This window comes from Streptomyces sp. NPDC090083 (genome assembly GCF_044747445.1).
Lineage (GTDB): Bacteria > Actinomycetota > Actinomycetes > Streptomycetales > Streptomycetaceae > Streptomyces.
The window spans coordinates 192721-210164 of record NZ_JBIVED010000014.1 but is presented as its reverse complement, the minus strand read 5'-3'; the positions used below and the strand labels follow the sequence as shown (position 1 = coordinate 210164).

The following is a 17444-nucleotide window of genomic DNA, read 5'->3' as shown; positions in this document are numbered from 1 at the left end:
GGCTGCGACCTGCCCGAGAGGCCGACGTACACCACTTGAGAGGGAGAGCATGACCAACGCCCACGCCGCGCGGGAGATCGACACCAGCAGGCCGCACTCCGCCCGCATGTACGACTACTACCTGGGCGGCAAGGACCACTTCGACGTCGACAAGCAGGCGGCCGAGGCGGTCTCGGGCGTCTTCACCGGCGTCTTCGTGGCCGCCCGGGAGAACCGCGGGTTCATGCACCGGGCCACCCGGGTGCTCGCCCGCGAGCACGGCATCCGCCAGTGGCTCGACATCGGCACGGGCATCCCCACCGAGCCGAACCTGCACCAGGTCGCCCAGTCCGTGGTGCCCGAGGCCAGGGTGGTCTACGCCGACAACGACCCGCTGGTCCTGAAGTACGCCGAGCGCCTGATGCGCAGCACCCAGCAGGGGCGCACCGCGTACGTCCAGGCGGACGTGAACGACCCCGACACGCTCCTCGACTCCCCCGAAGTGGCGGAGATACTCGACTTCGACAAGCCGATCGCGCTGTCCCTGAACGCCCTTCTGCACTTCGTCACCGACGACCAGGACCCGTACGGTCTGGTGGAGCGTCTGGTGTCGGTCCTCCCCTCGGGCAGTGCCCTGGCCATCAGCCACGTCACCGCGGACTTCGACCCCGAGGCCTGGGCGAAGGTCACGGCGATCTACAACGAGGCCGGTACCCCGGTGAAGGTCCGCAGCCGGGACGAGGTCGCGCGTTTCTTCACCGGACTCGACCTGCTCGACCCGGGTATCGCCGTCGGGCACCACTGGCGCCCCGCCCCCATGGGCGAGCAGTGGTCCGAGGACGAGGCACCCACGGACGCCAAGGTCAGCCTGTGGACCGGGGTGGGCATCAAGCCGTAGCCCCGCCGCGGGACGCCCCTGACGTCACGTGCGGGAAACCTTGACGACGGCGGTGCCGGATGCCACGATTCCGGCGCCGCCATGTTTGCGTAAACATCCGAATCGACCTCCTCGGCCCCGGAATCGGCCGAGGATTCCGGCGCTGGATGTTTACGTAAACACCGCGTCGCGGCCGGTGGCGTAAGGGGGACAGGAGGCTCCCGGCGAGCAGGCACCACCGCACTCCACTCCCCCACCGCGCCGAGCCCCCACCTCCACCGAGCCCCCCCCACCTAGCCCACCGAGACTCGGGACGACGAGCCGACGTCATCCGTCCCGCCCGGAACCCGTTCCGACGGCCGCTCAGCCGCACGCATGCCTCGCCATGCGCGGAGCCGCCATTCCTGAAAGGGCAAGTCGATGCGCACCCACCCCGCCAGAACCCGCCTGCGGGCCGCCTTCGCGGCCGTCGCCGTCGCCGCGGTCACCGGCGCCACGCTGGCCGGCAGCCCCGCGTCCGCCGCGCCGAGCACCAACACCTCCCAGTTCAAGGGCGTCAACTGGGCCGACCCGCGCGACAACTACGCCGACGACCCGGTCGTCCTGTCCGGCCTGTCGCTCTCCGACAGCTACGCCCGGACATACGTCAAGGCGACCCGGGTGATCGCGGCGTTCCGCGCCAACCTCGGCGCCAACACGGTGCGGCTGCCCATCAACCCGTACACGGTGAACGGCAGTTACTGGAAGTCGTACCGCGGAGTGATCGACGCGGCGACGGCACAGGGGTTCAAGGTCATCGTCTCCTACTGGGAGGGGACGGGCGCCAACAAGGACGGCTTCATCGACGACCCCGCCACCTACTGGCCCATGTGGAACACCGTGGTCAAGGCCTACCAGCACAACCAGCGCGTCTACTTCGAGCCGATGAACGAACCCCACGGCTACACCGACGCCGAGTGGGCCGACCTCGCCGCGAAGTGGCTGGACACCTACCGCTCGGTGCCGCGCGACCGCGTCTTCGTCAGCGGCGCCGGCTACAACGACCACGTCACCACGGTCTGCGCCGACCCGCGCCTGAAGGGCACGTACCTCTCCCTGCACCACTACGGCTTCTGGAAGGACTACGCGACCTACGACCAGTGGGTGAGCGATCTCAAGGAACGCCTCGGCACCTGCGCGAACCGCACGGTGGCCGACGAGTTCGGCGCCCCGATGACCACGGGCCTGAACTACGACGTCCCGACGCCCACGGACAACTCGGTCAACTTCATCCAGGCCGACACCGACACGTTCCGCGAGCTCGGCATGGGGTCCGTGTACTGGCCGGGCCTGCGCACCGACGACACGTACTCGATCCAGAGGCTCACCGGCGACACGGCCCGCCCGTGGCTCGCCACGACGAACCAGTCCGGGGCGGACCGGCTGGCGTGGGCCTGGGGGCGCGGCAAGCCCGTGAAGTCCTGAACCGGCGCCCTGGTCCGTGGCCCTCCGGCGGGGGACACGGACCGGGGCGCGCGACGCGGATCGCGTGATCGCACCCGAGGATGTCGAGAACGCGCCGCCGGCTCCGTCCCAGGGACATCAGCGGCCACCACCGGCCGTGAGAAGGCCCACAGGACGAAGGAGCAACACCATGGCGATTCAGCGGATGGACAACGTAGGCATCGTCGTCGACGACATGGACGCCGCCGTCGCGTTCTTCCTGGAACTCGGCATGGAACTGGAGGGCAGGGCTGAGGTCCAGGGCCCCTTCGCCGACCAGTGCACCGGGCTCGACGGCGTGCACTGCGACATCGCGATGGTCCGCACCCCGGACGGCCACGGCCGACTGGAACTGGCGAAGTACCGCAGCCCCGAGGTGATCGACGACGGACCGCGCGACCGGCCGCACAACATCCTGGGCACCCATCGCGTCATGTTCGCCGTCGACGACATCGAGGACACGGTCGCCCGCCTGCGCCCGCACGGCGCCGAACTCGTCGGAGAGATCGCCCGGTTCGAGGACAGCTACCTGCTCTGCTACGTCCGCGGCCCGGAGGGCATCATCGTCGGCCTTGGCCAGCAGCTGAGGTGAGCCGGACGGAACCGACCGGCACGAGCCGGCCGGAGGAAAGCGCATCGCGGCCCCTACACATCCGGCGCGTAGTGCTTCCCGTCCCCCCGCCGCTCCTCCGCCGGCAGATTCCGCCGCGGCGTATGAACCGGTCCTACGACCAGCCCGCGGGCCCGTCGCCAACCGGCCCTGGCCCGCGGGTGGTAGCGCCGCTCGAACGGCACGAGATGCCAGCAGAGCGCGACGGTACGGCCCAGCAGCCACAGCCCGACCGCGCTCCGCCGCGACCAGCGGTAGCCCAGCCTGGCCCGCACGGCGGGCGGATACATACCGACGGTGAGCCAGACGAAGGGCCGGGTCAGCGGGCCCCGGACCACCCGCCAGACCGCCTCCGGCAGCCACGTCAGGAAGGGCGGCCTGCCGATGCGGCGAATGTCCAGCACCGCGCGTGCCGCACGGTTGTCCTCCAGGGTGTCGGCGCACATCCGCTCGAAGTACGCGGTGAATCCCGCCCAGTCGGCCGGAGCGGGCCGGTCGCTGACCCCGTAGAGCCGGTACCACTGGAGGCTCTCGGCGTAGAACTGCTCCTTCTGTTCCTCGGTCAGCGGCCGGCCGAAGTACCGGCAGACCAGCACCGGCACCATGACGAAGGTCGCGTGCGCCCAGAAGAAGGTGTCCGGGTCGAGCGCGTGATAGCGCCGCCCCTTGCCGTCGACGCCTTTGACGCCGACGTGGTAGTCGCGCACCTCGCGGGCGGTGCGGGCCGCGTCAGGGCCGTCGTAGATCACTCCGGCGATCGGGTAGAGCGAGCGGAGCAGCCGTTCCCAGCGTTCCTCGAAGAAGTGTGAATGCTCCTCGACCCCGGCGCCGAGGGCGGGGTGCATGTTCTGCATCGAACCGGCCCAGAGACCGATCAGCATGCCCCGCCAGTCGCTGAAGTACCGCCAGGCCACTGACGACGGCCCGAGCGGCTCGGAGGCCGTCGGATCACCGGGGATGGTCAAGAGCCGCTCCTGACCGCCGAGTCGGGGTTCTCAGAGAGCTGCCCGGAGCGAGGACGGGCGCGCGCCTCGTCGTAGGTGCGGTCGGTGAGGATGCCTTCGAGCCGGGCCATCACGACCACCGGGTCGACGTCCATGAGGGACAGCATGTCGAACACCGAGGGATCGGGCCCGCCCGGCGCCTCCAGGACACCGACGGCGGCCTCGTCACTCACGGCCGCGAAGTACTCGCACATCACCATGCCGTACAGCGTGCCCTGAACCGCCGCCCGGCAGGCATCGCTGGGAGCTCCCCCGGCTGGGCTCGTCACGTACGAAACCTGATATCTACGTCGGCGACATGAGAAATGAAATTAACGCTCGCACACGGCCGATCGCGCCGTGCTACTATTGATCTCAGTTGCAGTTGTGGTTGCCAAACCCTTCAGATGCCCACACCACCCTCCGGGACGGTGGAGCATTTTTTTGTGTGTCCGGTCTTTCCGGCGGGGTGATCATCACGGCGACACGGAGTCCGCACAGTGCGGGCACCGGTGACCGCCCCGAAGGAGAACAAAATGGCCAGTGGCACCGTGAAGTGGTTCAACTCGGAAAAGGGCTTCGGCTTCATCGAGCAGGACGGTGGCGGCGCTGACGTCTTCGCCCACTACTCGAACATCGTCGCCCAGGGCTTCCGCGAGCTGCAGGAGGGTCAGAAGGTGACCTTCGACATCGCACAGGGCCAGAAGGGCCCGACGGCCGAGAACATCGTCCCTGCGTAACAACGACGTTTACTTCGCAGCTGGGGCCCGCACCTTGGGGTGCGGGCCCCAGCTCGCTGCATTTTCCCCGCTGTCGGCGCAATTCCGCCGAAGCCACCGGCTCGTTCTTGCGATTCTCTGCGCCGTTCATTCACCGCGGGAATTCCTTGATACGTGCCATATCAAGGAAGGTTCCACATCTTGAACCGCGCACGTACGAATGACCGTTTCTCGCGAAAGCGCAATGGGAATCCGGAATCCGGAAAGAGCGGCGGCTACCGTTCGTCGACTCCGTCCGGCAACCGTTCCGGCGCACCGCGCCGCTCCAGGAGCGGTGGTGGCCGGCCGGCCGCTCTCCAGGGCGAGTTCGCGCTGCCGAAGACGGTCACCCCCGGCCTGCCCGCCGTGGAGTCGTTCGCCGAACTCGACATGCCCGCCAAGCTGTTGGCCGCGCTCGCGCACGAGGGCGTCTCCGTCCCGTTCCCGATCCAGGCCACGACGCTCCCCAACTCCCTCGCCGGCCGTGACGTGCTCGGCCGCGGCCGGACCGGCTCCGGCAAGACCCTCGCGTTCGGCCTGGCGATGCTGGCCCGTACGGCGGGCCGTCGCGCCGAGCCGCGTCAGCCGCTCGCGCTCGTCCTCGTGCCGACCCGCGAGCTGGCCCAGCAGGTCACCGACGCGCTGACCCCGTACGCCCGCGCCGTGAGCGTGCGGATGACCACGGTCGTCGGCGGTATGTCCATCGGCCGTCAGGCCGGGGCGCTGCGCGGCGGCGCGGAGGTCGTGGTCGCGACTCCGGGACGGCTCAAGGACCTGATCGAGCGCGGGGACTGCCGCCTGGACAGCGTCTCCATCACCGTCCTCGACGAGGCCGACCAGATGGCCGACATGGGCTTCATGCCGCAGGTCACCGCGCTGCTCGACCAGGTGCAGGCCGGTGGTCAGCGGATGCTGTTCTCCGCCACCCTGGACCGCAATGTGGACCTCCTGGTCCGCCGTTACCTGACCGATCCCGTCGTCCACTCCGTCGACCCGTCCGCGGGCGCGGTCACGACGATGGAGCACCACGTCCTGCACGTGCACGGCACGGACAAGCAGCGGGCGACCACCGAGATCGCGGCGCGCGACGGCCGGGTCATCATGTTCCTGGACACCAAGCACGCGGTGGACCGGCTGGTGAAGCACTTGCTGAACAACGGCGTCCGCGCGGCCGGCCTGCACGGCGGCAAGTCCCAGCCGCAGCGCACCCGCACGCTCGCCCAGTTCAAGGACGGGCAGGTGACGGCGCTGGTGGCGACCAACGTCGCGGCGCGCGGCATCCACGTCGACAACCTCGACCTGGTCGTCAACGTCGACCCGCCCACCGACCCCAAGGACTACCTGCACCGCGGCGGCCGTACGGCCCGTGCGGGCGAGTCCGGCAGTGTCGTCACGCTGGTCACCCCCGACCAGCGCCGTGACATGACCCGTCTGATGGTCGCGGCCGGTATCACCCCGGAGGTCACCGCCGTGCGGTCGGGCGAGGAGGAGCTGACCCGGATCACGGGCGCCCAGGCCCCGTCCGGCGTGCCGGTCGTCATCGCCGCGCCGGTCGTGGAGCGCGAGCGCACCCGTCGTCCGTCCTCGTCGTCCCGCGGCCGTCGTGGCCGTCCGGCCGGTGAGGGCCGGTCCACCGGTGGCGCGGCGCGACGCAGCGGCGGCAACGGCACAGGCAGCGGAAGCAGCGGCGGCCGGGGGCAGCGACGGTCGTCCTTCGGCTCTGCGGCCTGAGGACCAATTCGGCGCCTCCGGGCGCCCGTTCGGCTCCCGATCCTCCTTCTCTCTGTGAGGCACCATGCGCTGTGTCATCGCCCGGTATCCCTTCGAGCTCACCAAGGCGGGCGTCCTGGAGGCGATGAAGGGCGTCAAGCCCGAGGTGATCACGGGTGAGTCCGTGACCGTCGGGCGGCGCCGCTACCCCGTCAAGCAGGTGGGGCAGGTCGTCACCCGGCAGGACCCGCGGGACTTCAACAGCGGCGAGGTCGTCCGGGCCATGACCCGGCTCGGCTTCACCTGCCACCCTCGCCCCGAGGCGACGCCCGTGCACACGCTCACGCCGTTCGAGAACGCGTCGGCCCTGCTGGGCGGCGCCGCTCCCCAGGACGTGTGACAGCGACACCAGTACACCCGTGAGGGCCCTGCCGACGCGCTTCGGCAGGGCCCTCACGGCGTTGCAGGGCCTCCACAGGCCCGGGGGCACCCCGTACGGGCCGGGCGGCACCCCTGCTGAACGGGCAGATGAACAGCGGGTTAGCATATGAGCGCCGCCTAGCTCGAAAGAGAAACCTGTGCCTGTCAACGAGGACTCGTTCACCAACTGGAAGACCCGCGAGGAGATCGCGGAGTCGATGATCCCGATGATCGGGAAGCTGCACCGCGAGCGCGACGTCACCGTCCTGCTGCACAGCCGCTCCCTGGTCAACAAGTCGGTGGTCAGCATCCTCAAGACCCACCGGTTCGCCCGCCAGATCGACGGCGAGGAACTCTCCGTCACGGAGACCCTCCCCTACCTGCGGACGCTCACCACCCTCGACCTGGGCCCCTCGCAGATCGACATCGGCATGCTCGCCGCGACCCACCGAGCCGACGAACGCGGCCTGTCCGCCGAGGAGTTCACCGCCGAGGCCGTCGCCGGTGCCACGGGCGCCAACAAGGTCGAGCGCCGCGAGGGCCGCGATGTCGTCCTCTACGGCTTCGGGCGCATCGGCCGCCTGGTCGCCCGCCTGCTCATCGAGAAGTCCGGCTCGGGCAACGGTCTGCGGCTGCGGGCCATCGTCGTACGGCGGGGCGGGGAGCAGGACCTCGTCAAGCGTGCCTCGCTGCTGCGCCGCGACTCGATCCACGGCCAGTTCCAGGGCACGATCACCGTGGACGAGGCGAACAGCACGATCGTCGCCAACGGCAACGAGATCAAGGTGATCTACGCGGGCGACCCGTCCGAGGTCGACTACACGGCGTACGGCATCAAGGACGCCATCCTCATCGACAACACGGGCAAGTGGCGTGACCGGCAGGGGCTTTCGCAGCACCTGCGGCCGGGCATCGACAAGGTCGTACTGACCGCGCCCGGCAAGGACGACGTCCCGAACATCGTGCACGGCGTCAACCACGACACGATCAAGCCGGACGAGCGGATCCTGTCCTGCGCGTCCTGCACCACCAACGCGATCGTGCCGCCGCTGAAAGCGATGGCCGACGAGTACGGTGTGCTGCGCGGCCATGTGGAGACCGTCCACTCGTTCACCAACGACCAGAACCTGCTGGACAATTACCACAAGGCGGACCGCCGCGGCCGGTCGGCGCCGTTGAACATGGTGATCACCGAGACCGGTGCCGCCTCCGCCGTCGCCAAGGCGCTGCCCGACCTGAAGGCGCCGATCACCGGCAGCTCGATCCGCGTCCCGGTGCCGGACGTCTCGATCGCGATCCTCAGCCTGCGACTCGGCCGTGAGACCACCCGTGCCGAGGTCCTCGACCACCTCCGCGAGGTCTCGCTGAAGTCCCCGCTGAAACGGCAGATCGACTTCACCACCGCCCCCGACGCGGTGTCGAGCGACTTCATGGGCTCGCGCCACGCCTCGATCATCGACGCGGGCGCCACCAAGGTCGACGGCGACAACGCGATCCTCTACCTCTGGTACGACAACGAGTTCGGCTACTCCTGCCAGGTCGTCCGGGTCGTCCAGCACGTCACCGGGGTCGAGTATCCGACGTACCCCGCACCGGCCGTCTGATCCGGACACCCTGAACGCACCGCGGCCCGGTCACCCGAGTGAGGGTGACCGGGCCACGGTCGATCACAGCCGTGCGGGGTGTCAGCGGGCGCCGCGCTTGCTCCGGTAGAGCACCACGAACCCGGCGACGAGCAGCAGCGCGCCGGCCACGGCGGGCCACAGGTTCGCGCCGGTCTCCGCGAGCCCGCCCTGCGCCTGCGGCTCGTTCGGGCTCACGGCGGCGTAGCTCTCGCCACCGGAACTCGCGGCGGGCGGCGTCGTCTCGGCGGTGCCGACCTCGCCACCGGAACCGGCGTTGTCGTCCGAACCACCTTGGGTCGGGGTCGCCTTGGAGCCTTCGGTCTTCGTGTCGGCCTTGGGCACCGAGACGGCGGTGGTCAGCGATCCCGGGTCCGTGGTCTGCACGTCGGTGGGCTGGTCGTCGGGCGCGCTGGTCGCGGGATCCGCGGTGGCCTGGCCGCCGTTGTCACCCTTCCCTCCGTCGTCGCCCTTTCCGCCGTTCCCGCCGTTGCCACCATTCCCGGCGTTACCGCCGTTGCCGCCGTTCCCGGCGGGCTCGTCGGACGCGGTGGCGGAGGCCGTCGGCTGGGCGCTGTCGGTGGCCGTCGGGGACTCCTGCGGTTCACCGGAGCCCGAGCCACCGCCACCGCCGTTGCCGTTGCCGTTGCCGTTGCCCGAGCCTCCGGGGTCGTTGCCCGTGCCGGCGCCGCACTTCTCGCCGTTGTTGATGCAGTTGACCATGTCCTTCATCAGGCCCTCGTCGAAGACGTTGATGAAGTCGCCGTGGTCGGTGACGGGCTTGTGCTGCTGCTCGGGGAACGAGTCCACCGCGAACAGCGGAGTCGTCTTCCCGCCGTCCTGGAGGCTCGGCGCCTTCACGTCGTAGACGATCCGCTGGACCAGCTGGGGGATGGCCTCGAAACCGTCGGGGCAGGTGCCGTCGGCGGCCTCGAAGGCCACGTGGGTGCGGTGGTTGGCGCTGTCGATGTTGCGGCCGTCCCAGCAGCTCTGGAACTTGAAGGTGCGCACCACGTCACTGCCGGACGGGCACAGCGGGTACTTGTCCTTGAGCTGCCGGTCCTCGAACCCGGTGCAGCTCCAGGAGGCGTTGGCGTTGGCCGGACCGTTCACGAAGGCCTTGGCGTCACCGGTGATGATGCGCAGCAGGCGCGGCATCGCGACGACCTTGCTCTTCGGGTTGCCCACGAACGTCAGCGTGGCCGCCTTGGCCGTGACGATCTGACCGGAGTTGCCCTCGGTGCCGCCGCCGGGCTTGTCGGCGTCGCGCTCCTGCTTGCCGTTCTGGAGGCGCAGCACGGGCCAGTAGTACGTGGACCTGTCGCCCTGGTTCTCGCAGCTCGTCTTCGCCTTCGCCAGGTCGTCGTCGCTGGCGAACGCGTTGTTGGACTGGTTGCCCACGTAGTCGTGGAAGTGGTGAGCGCCGTTGGTCACTCCGGGAGCGACGATCACGTTGTCGGAGTTGAACAGACCGTTCTCGTTCACCCCGCAGGCGGTGACGAACGTGCCGCGGGAGGCGTCGGCCTGGTCCTGCGCCGCGTTCACGTTGGGCTGTACGGAGGTGATGTCCGCGTAGTCCGAGGCGACGGGCCCGTTGGTGGACTGCTGGTTGCCCTGCTGGCCCTGACCGGGCTGACCGCTCTGGTCGCCCGCGCTGCCGGTGGCGTCACCGCTGCCGTCGCCGTTGCCGTCGCCGCTCTGGTCGTCGGACTTCGTGGGCGCGATCAGCGTGCAGCCGGCGAGCGCGTCGAGTCCCTCCGGACGGTCGCCGACGCGCGCGATGGCGTCGTTGATCCGGGCGATCGTCGCGGACCGCTTCTCCTTCAGCGGATTCATGATCGCGTTGTCGGCGAAGGAGGCGTCCTGGCGGATGGACTCGGTGGAGTCCTTGAGCTTCTGGTACGCCTCGGTTATCTGCTGGTCCAGAAGCGCGAGTTGGTTGTCGACCTCGGTCTTCGCCGCGTCGGGCACCGTCGTCAACTGGGTCCCGACGTCCGGGCAGTCGATCGTCGCACCGTCCGATGCCGCGTCGGGAGAGGCTTGCTTGGTCGTGTCACCGCCCCAGCCCTCGGACGCCGACGCGTAGACGTTCGCCGCCACCAGTCCTCCGCCGCCCAGCATCAGGGCGACTGCTGCCATCGTCGCGCGTCGTGCGCCCGTGGGGCGTCTGCGCGTGTTGCGTGCCAAGGAAGTTGCTCCTACACGTATCGGTCGGCCCGGCTCGTCCCGGCATGGAAATCCCCCGCACCAATACGCAACCGCGTCCCGGTGTGTTCAACCGTCCCAAAAATTCATAGCGACCTCTTATGGAGCTCCCTGCGCGGTGGGCCCAGGAGCCCTCGTCCCGCCCAGGAGGAGGTAAAGGTCACAAATACGTATCGGACATATCGCGCTTCAACCTTCACACGAGGCACACACGTTGGCTAGGTTGACGCCCAGGCCGTACGACCAACACCGGCGATCAGCGCCGGGCCGCGCGGCTCGCGTTGAATCCGGTGCGTCGCTCGCGACAGCCGGAGCCGGGGACCCAACCGACTTGGGGTGAATCGGCCCAACTGCCCTTCTGGGCAAGGGCCGTAGGGCACACCTTCCGTGATCGACCGCCCGAACCCGACAGCTAACCCGGTAAGCGCGTTACGGAAGGAGCACGTCTGCCATGCCGGCAGAACGAAGTACGCGCACCGGAGGCAGTGGCCCCACCGTGGACGACCGACCCAGCCGTGACGAAGTCCAGCGGCGGATCAACTCCCTTTACGACAGGGCCGAGACGGCCACCGGGAACTACAACGCCACCCGTGCGATGTCCGGAGGTCCGCGCAAGCGGGTCGAACCCCGGTCCGGCGCTTCACGTCCTTCCGACCCCGCCCTCGACGCCGCCACCCGGCAGCTGTTCGACCGGGCGCGGGCCAAAGTCGGCCCGACCGTACCGGCGATCCTGCCGCCCGGCAGGAATCCGGCCCGTCCGGCGGCGGCCCGTTCCGAGCGGTCCGAGCGACGCCCCGAGGGCGACGGCCGCGGGCGGGCACCCGAAGCGCAGTCCGGACGTGCCGTCGCCGAGCTGACCGCGGGAACCTCCGTACCGGGACCGGGCATCGCCGGCCGGCAACTCGCCGCGCCCGTCGCCGAGTCCACCGCCCGGCCGGTCGCCGAGCTGCTGCCCGCCGCTCCGCAGGCGCCTCAAGCGCCCCAGGCACAGGCGCCTCAGGCCCAGGTGCCGCAGATGCCGCAGGCTCCGCAGCTGCCTCAGCCGACCATGCTGGACCTGCCGGCCGTGCCCGCCGTCGAGATGACACCCGCACCGACCTTCACGCAGCCCCAGCCGCAGCAGTTCGCCCCGGCACCGGCACCGGCGTTCGACCCGCTCACCGCGGACCTGAATCTGCTCCCGTCCATCGCCGCGCCGCGCGCCGAACCGGCCGCCCCCGCGCTGGCCACCTGGCCCCCCGCCGCCGAGTCCAACTGGCCTGCCCCTGAGCCGACTTGGTCGACCGGGCAGACACCGGTGATCCCCGAGCAGCCGACGTGGTCGACCGGCCAGATGCCGATCGTCGCCGCTCCGGAGACCCCCTGGTCCAGCGGTCAGATGCCGATGGTGGCCGAGCAGCAGCAGCTCTGGTCCACGGGCCAGTTGCCCGCCATACCCCAGCAACAGACCTGGTCCACCGGGCAGATGCCGATCGTGGCCCAGCAACAGGCCGCCTCCACAGGGCAGATGCCGGTCGTGTCCCAACAACAAGCCGCGCCCACCGGCCAGATGCCCGTCGCACCCGAGCAACAGCCGTGGGCCACAGGCCAGATGCCCGTCGTGGCCGCGCCGCAGCCGACGTGGTCGACCGGCCAGACGCCGATCGTGACCGCCCCGGAAGCACCCTGGCCCACCGGGCAGACGCCCATGGCGCCCGAGCAACAGGCCTGGTCCGCGCCGCAGATGCCCGCCATGCCCGAGCAACAGCTCTGGTCGACCGGCCAGTTGCCCCTGATCCCGGAGCAGCCGGCCGCGTACCCGACGCCCCCGCAGGACTGGCGTCCTCCGCAGCAGGAGTGGCAGCCGATCCCGCCCGCCGCCGAGGTCTCCTTCGCCGCGGCCCCGCTCCTCGCGCCCGAGGTCACCGCGGCCGCCGTTCCGGCCATGACCCCGGAGATCATCCTCCCGGAGGCTCCGGCCATGAGCCCGACGGTCGCCGCGCCCGTGCCCGTCGCACCGGACGCGGGCACGCAGAGCAAGACCGCCACGGCGCTCGCCTTCGCCCGCGCCCAGATCGGCAGGCCCTGCCTGTGGGGCGCGGCCGGACCCGACGCGTACGACTGCTCCAGCCTCACCCAGGCCGCCTGGAAGGCCGCGGGCGTCCACCTGCCGCGCTCCGCGCAGGACCAGTCGAGCGCCGGCACGCTCGTCCCGCTCACCGACATCCATCCGGGCGACCTGCTGTTCTTTCACGACAGCGTCGACCACGTCGGCCTGTACACCGGCAACGGCCTGATGATCCACGCACCGAGCCCGGGTACGCCGATCCGCGAGGAGTCGATCTTCTACGCCGGTTCGGCCGCCATCCGGGGCGCCGTGCGGCCCGCCTGATCCGCCCGGGGCCGGGCGTTCCCGGCCCCGATCGCGCCCGCCCCGCCACTCTCGTACTGGCGTGTCGTTGGTCCGTACGAGTGGTGGAACCGCCGACACGGTCGTAGCGTCGACAGGGAGACGAGATCGTGTGCCTCGGCGGGCGGGTCCACCGCCGCTACGAGTACGGGGCGACGAGGACGAACAGGCGGCCGGGAGCGGACATGTACAAACACACCATGGTCGGAGTCGTCACGCTGTGTGCCGCCGCGCTGCTGGCACCGGCCGTCGGCAGCTCGGCCGCGGCGTCGGTGCGGACGGAGCCGGTGGCCGCCCACCGGCCGTTCCGGGGCCCCGTGCTCGTCGACTGCCTGTGGCATCCCGAGGTGCGCCCCACCGACTTCACGCTCGCGTGCGGGGACGGCAACAGCCGCCTCACATCGCTGCACTGGACGTCCTGGAACGACACCTCCGCGACGGCCACGGGCGTCAACATGGTGAACGACTGCGTCCCCTACTGCGCGGCGGGCACGTTCCACTCGTACCCGGTCGTCGTCCGCCTCGACACCCCGCAGACCTGGAAGCGGCACCCCCAGGTGCAGCAGTACGGCCAGATCAGCCTGACGTACACGGCGGCACGGCCGGACAAGTTCGCGCACGTCGTGACCTACCCCCTGTGGAACTGACGCACCGGACTCGCAGGGCGCACGGGCCTCAGAGGGACAGCTCCACCACCAGCGGCCGGTGATCCGATATCGCCGTCCTGGGTGCCCGCACCCCGCCTGCGGCGTCCTCGCCGAGCCCGTTCAGCAGGATGTGGTCGAGCTGGACGAGCGGGCGGTGCGAGGGAAAGGTCGCCTGTCGCGCCGCGGACCGCCAGCCGCTCCGGCCGCGCCGCGCGGACACGTTGAGCGTGACCCGGGGCAGTGCGCCGATCAGGTTGAAGTCGCCCATCACCAGCTGGGGCCGGGGCAGTCCGGCGATCCAGCGGCGCACGGAGCGCAGTTGCCCGATGTTCCACCCCGGTACGAACGAGAGATGCACGGCCACGACGGTGAACGGGCCGTGCGGCCCTTCCAGTACGGCGGCCAGCGCGGCCCGCGCCTGGTCCCGGGCCAGCACCGGGGCGGCGCGCCCGGCCACCCGCAGCGGCATGCCGAAGGGGGCCGCCGGGAGTCGTAGGGCGTGCCACTCGCGGACCGGGAGCCGGGACAGCAACGCGACGCCGTGCGAGGGGACTTGGGGCTGGCGGGCCTCGGGGCCGTAGACCCGCATCCCGGGCTCGTCCGGGTCCAGGACCCAGCCCCGGCCGGGTACGGAGCGGCAGTGCAGGGCCGTCGCGTAGCGCCAGTCGCGCGCGTCCATCGCCGCTGCGGCGACCGCCGCCTGGTCGACGCCGCCCGACCGTTCCTGGAGCCGGTCGATCTCCTGGAGCGCCACGACGTCGGCGTCCAGGGACGCGACGGCCGCGGCGAGGGAAGCCGGGAGATCGCCGGGGAGCACGGCCGTCGGACGGCCGTCCGGGCCGATCGGCCGACCGTGCAGCACGTTGAACGTCGCACACCGCACCAGTGAGTCACCCATAGTCAGGCCGCATTGTACGGAGGCCGCCCGCCGGGCCGGCCCGGTGGTGCCGGTCAGTGAGGTGCCGCGGAACGAATGACGAATCCGTGGCCCGTACGTCGAGTCATTTCGCGATCACACACGTACCTGCGGTCATGGGCGCCCAGCGCCGACCCGCCACGTCACCGACTCGGAGAACAGGCACCCCATGAACGCATCAGCACCGCACGACCCCGCCGCCGACGGAACCGCCCAGATCGGCGTCACCGGCCTCGGCGTGATGGGCCGCAACCTCGCGCGCAACTTCGCCCGCAACGGCTACACGGTCGCCGTCCACAACCGGTCGCCGCACCGGACCCACGAGTTGATGAAGGAGTACGGCGGCGAGGGAGCCTTCGTCCCGGCCGAGACCGCGCGCGAGTTCGTGGCCGCGCTGGAGAAGCCCCGCCGCCTGATGATCATGGTGCAGGCCGGTCCCGCCACCGACGCCGTGATCGACGAGTTCGCCGAGCTGATGGAGCCCGGCGACATGATCATCGACGGCGGCAACGCCCACTTCGCCGACACCCGACGCCGCGAGGCCGCCCTGCGCGACAAGGGCCTGCACTTCGTCGGCGCCGGTGTCTCCGGCGGCGAGGAGGGTGCGCTGAACGGGCCGTCGATCATGCCCGGCGGTTCGGCGGAGTCGTACGCCGTGCTCGGCCCGATGTTCGAGTCCGTGAGCGCGAAGGTCGACGGCGAGCCGTGTTCCACGCACATCGGGACGGACGGCGCCGGGCACTTCGTCAAGATGGTGCACAACGGCATCGAGTACGCCGACATGCAGCTCATCGCCGAGGCGTACGACCTGCTGCGGCAGGTCGGCGGCTACGCCCCGGCCGAGATAGCGGAGATCTTCCGGCGCTGGAACGAGGGGCGGCTCGGTTCCTATCTGATCGAGATCACCGCCGAGGTCCTCGCCCACACCGACGCGGAGACCGGCAAGGCGTTCGTCGACATCGTCACCGACGCGGCCGGGCAGAAGGGCACCGGCCGCTGGACCGTGCAGACCGCGCTGGAACTGGGTTCGCCGGTCACCGCCATCGCGCAGGCCACCTTCGCCCGCGCCTCCTCCAGCCAGGGCTCCCTGCGCGCGGCCTACCGAGGGCTGCCCGGCGGCACGACTCCCCCGCTGAGCCGCACCGAGGCCGACCGCTTCACGGCCCAGGTCGAGCAGGCCCTGTACGCCTCGAAGGTGATCGCCTACGACCAGGGCTGGAAGATGATCCAGGACGCGGCGGTCGAGTTCGACTGGTCGATCGACCTCGCGGCGGTCGCCGGGATCTGGCGCGGCGGCTGTATCATCCGCGCCTCCTTCCTTGACCGGATCCGCGCCGCGTACACGGCGGACCCGGGGCTGGTCAGCCTGCTGAGCGAGGAGAGCTTCGCCGGGGAGATCGGCGACGCGCAGGTCCCGTGGCGCGAGGTCGTCGCCTCGGCGGCGCGCCGCGGGATTCCGGTCCCGGCGTTCTCCGCCGCGCTGTCCCACTACGACACGCTGCGCGCCGACCGGCTGCCGGCGGCCCTGCTCCAGGGCCAGCGCGACTTCTTCGGCGCGCACACCTACGGCCGCACGGACCGCACGGGCACGTTCCACACGCACTGGTCCCGCCCCGGCCGCCCGGAGACGACGGCCTGAGCGACCCGCTGAGAAGGGCCCTCCCGCGCGCGTGGGAGGGCCCTTCCGCCTATGCGAGGGGCGGTGCCGTGCTGTCGCGTATGACGAGCTTCGTGGGCACGAGCGTGGTGCCGTGTTCCTCGCTCCGCTGCCGCATCCGCCGCAGGACACCCTCCACGCACAGCCGTCCGACCTCGGCGAAGTCCTGGTGGACGGTGGTGAGGGGCGGCAGGAAGGACCCGGCCTCGGGGATGTCGTCGAAGCCGATCACGCTGACGTCCTCGGGGATGCGCCGGCCGCGCTCGTGCAGCGCGCGCAGCAGGCCCAGCGCCATCTGGTCGTTGGCCGCGAACACGGCCGTGCAGTCGGCCTGTTGGGCGAGTTCCAGGCCCACGCGATAGCCGGACTCCGCCGACCAGTCGCCGCGCACGACCGGGGGCACCGGCCGTCCCGCGTCGGTGAGTTCGGCGCTCCAGGCGTCGGCGCGGCGCTGCGCGGCGAAGGACTCCTCGGGTCCCGCGAGATGCCAGACCGTGCGATGGCCGAGGTCGAGGAGATGACGTACGGCGGCCCGCGCGCCACCGTTCTGGTCGGTGTCGACCACGCTGTAGCGGTCACCCGCGTCGGAGTCGGCGACGACGACCTGGACGTGCGGGGGCAGGGAGATGGTCGCCGCGTCCAGGAGGTGGACCTCCATGATGGCGATGACCGCGTCGACGGCGAGTTCGCCGAGCCGCGAGAAGGCTCCGCGCACCTCGTCCTGGGTGGGCACGGCGACCGGCAGCAGCGTGACGGCGTAGCCTTCGTGGGCCGCCGAGGTGGCGATCGCCTCCAGGGTGCGCATGTTGCCCGTGGTGGAGAGGTTGAAGGTGATCACTCCGATGGTGCGGAACTCACCGCGTTTCAGCGCGCGGGCCGCGCTGTTGGGCCGGTAGCCCAGCTCCTTCATGGCGGCGAGGACCTGTTGCCTGGTCTCCTCGTTGACGCCCTCGTAGCCGTTCGACACTCGGGAGACGGTCTGTGAGGACACGCCCGCCACGCGTGCGACATCCGCCATCGAGGCACTCTGGGCGCGCCGCGCGGAGCGCTTCCCGCCACGCGCGCGTGCCCCGTCTTCTCTCGCCGAGGCACCGTCCGCTGTGTCCACCCGTCTCCCTCACATATCGATCCGATTGCCACGGTCGTGTTTCGCCAGACGACCCTTGACCACCGACATTGGGGCAGTGTA

Annotated in this window: 15 protein-coding genes and 1 riboswitch; of the genes, 10 read left to right on the top strand and 5 right to left on the bottom strand. The window is 70.6% G+C overall.

What is annotated here, in order from left to right:
- The first annotated feature begins 49 nt into the window (after window positions 1-49).
- The 3 genes from ACIPTO_RS36995 to ACIPTO_RS36985 all read left to right on the top strand — a co-directional run bounded on the left by ACIPTO_RS36995 (window position 50) and on the right by ACIPTO_RS36985 (window position 2930).
- Window positions 50-877, top strand: a complete 828-nt coding sequence (locus ACIPTO_RS36995) for an SAM-dependent methyltransferase (RefSeq protein ID WP_401199403.1) — start codon at window positions 50-52, stop codon at window positions 875-877.
- Between the two features lie 399 nt (window positions 878-1276).
- Entirely contained in the window at window positions 1277-2320 is a 1044-nt protein-coding gene (locus ACIPTO_RS36990) for a glycoside hydrolase family 5 protein (RefSeq protein ID WP_401199401.1), read from the top strand.
- 169 nt (window positions 2321-2489) lie between these two features.
- Window positions 2490-2930 (top strand): VOC family protein, encoded by a 441-nt coding sequence (locus tag ACIPTO_RS36985; protein ID WP_401199399.1) that lies wholly within the window; start codon window positions 2490-2492, stop codon window positions 2928-2930.
- A 53-nt stretch (window positions 2931-2983) separates the two neighbouring features.
- On the opposite strand, the gene ACIPTO_RS36980 is transcribed toward ACIPTO_RS36985, so the two are convergent.
- A complete protein-coding gene (locus tag ACIPTO_RS36980; protein ID WP_401199397.1) occupies window positions 2984-3913 on the bottom strand; it encodes an oxygenase MpaB family protein in 930 nt (309 codons plus the stop codon).
- A complete protein-coding gene (locus ACIPTO_RS36975; RefSeq protein WP_401199395.1) occupies window positions 3910-4221 on the bottom strand; it encodes a hypothetical protein in 312 nt (103 codons plus the stop codon). The genes ACIPTO_RS36980 and ACIPTO_RS36975 overlap by 4 nt, the downstream gene beginning before the upstream one ends.
- A 246-nt stretch (window positions 4222-4467) precedes the next feature.
- Here ACIPTO_RS36975 and ACIPTO_RS36970 point away from each other — a divergent pair, with 246 nt between their 5' ends.
- From ACIPTO_RS36970 to ACIPTO_RS36955, 4 genes are all read left to right on the top strand, one after another.
- Window positions 4468-4671: a cold-shock protein gene (locus tag ACIPTO_RS36970; protein WP_366315437.1), complete on the top strand. Its 204-nt coding sequence runs from the start codon at window positions 4468-4470 to the stop codon at window positions 4669-4671.
- 180 nt (window positions 4672-4851) lie between these two features.
- Window positions 4852-6420, top strand: a complete 1569-nt coding sequence (locus ACIPTO_RS36965) for a DEAD/DEAH box helicase (protein WP_366315439.1) — start codon at window positions 4852-4854, stop codon at window positions 6418-6420.
- Window positions 6421-6484: 64 nt separating this feature from the next.
- Window positions 6485-6799: an SCO5918 family protein gene (locus tag ACIPTO_RS36960; protein WP_366315441.1), complete on the top strand. Its 315-nt coding sequence runs from the start codon at window positions 6485-6487 to the stop codon at window positions 6797-6799.
- Between the two features lie 178 nt (window positions 6800-6977).
- Complete coding sequence (locus ACIPTO_RS36955; RefSeq protein WP_366315443.1) at window positions 6978-8423, top strand: glyceraldehyde-3-phosphate dehydrogenase; 1446 nt, start codon at window positions 6978-6980, stop codon at window positions 8421-8423.
- Window positions 8424-8504: 81 nt separating this feature from the next.
- On the opposite strand, the gene ACIPTO_RS36950 is transcribed toward ACIPTO_RS36955, so the two are convergent.
- Complete coding sequence (locus ACIPTO_RS36950) at window positions 8505-10580, bottom strand: DUF1996 domain-containing protein (RefSeq protein WP_401199479.1); 2076 nt, start codon at window positions 10578-10580, stop codon at window positions 8505-8507.
- 335 nt (window positions 10581-10915) lie between these two features.
- Window positions 10916-11089: riboswitch (cyclic di-AMP (ydaO/yuaA leader) on the top strand.
- Between the two features lie 8 nt (window positions 11090-11097).
- On the opposite strand from ACIPTO_RS36950, the gene ACIPTO_RS36945 reads away from it, so the two are divergent.
- Together ACIPTO_RS36945 and ACIPTO_RS36940 are read left to right on the top strand one after the other, a co-directional pair.
- A complete protein-coding gene (locus tag ACIPTO_RS36945) occupies window positions 11098-13017 on the top strand; it encodes an NlpC/P60 family protein (RefSeq protein ID WP_401199392.1) in 1920 nt (639 codons plus the stop codon).
- Window positions 13018-13220: 203 nt separating this feature from the next.
- Window positions 13221-13682, top strand: a complete 462-nt coding sequence (locus ACIPTO_RS36940; protein WP_401199390.1) for a hypothetical protein — start codon at window positions 13221-13223, stop codon at window positions 13680-13682.
- 28 nt (window positions 13683-13710) lie between these two features.
- Here ACIPTO_RS36940 and ACIPTO_RS36935 read toward each other — a convergent pair whose 3' ends face one another.
- The gene (locus tag ACIPTO_RS36935; RefSeq protein ID WP_401199388.1) at window positions 13711-14580 is read right to left on the bottom strand and encodes an endonuclease/exonuclease/phosphatase family protein; all 870 of its coding nucleotides are present in this window, start codon (window positions 14578-14580) and stop codon (window positions 13711-13713) included.
- A 187-nt stretch (window positions 14581-14767) separates the two neighbouring features.
- Between ACIPTO_RS36935 and gndA the strand changes: the two genes are divergently transcribed.
- A complete protein-coding gene (gene gndA / locus ACIPTO_RS36930) occupies window positions 14768-16237 on the top strand; it encodes an NADP-dependent phosphogluconate dehydrogenase (RefSeq protein ID WP_366315449.1) in 1470 nt (489 codons plus the stop codon).
- Window positions 16238-16286: 49 nt separating this feature from the next.
- Here the strand turns inward: gndA and ACIPTO_RS36925 are convergent, their stop codons facing one another.
- Window positions 16287-17363 (bottom strand): LacI family DNA-binding transcriptional regulator, encoded by a 1077-nt coding sequence (locus ACIPTO_RS36925; RefSeq protein WP_401199385.1) that lies wholly within the window; start codon window positions 17361-17363, stop codon window positions 16287-16289.
- Window positions 17364-17444 lie beyond the last annotated feature (81 nt).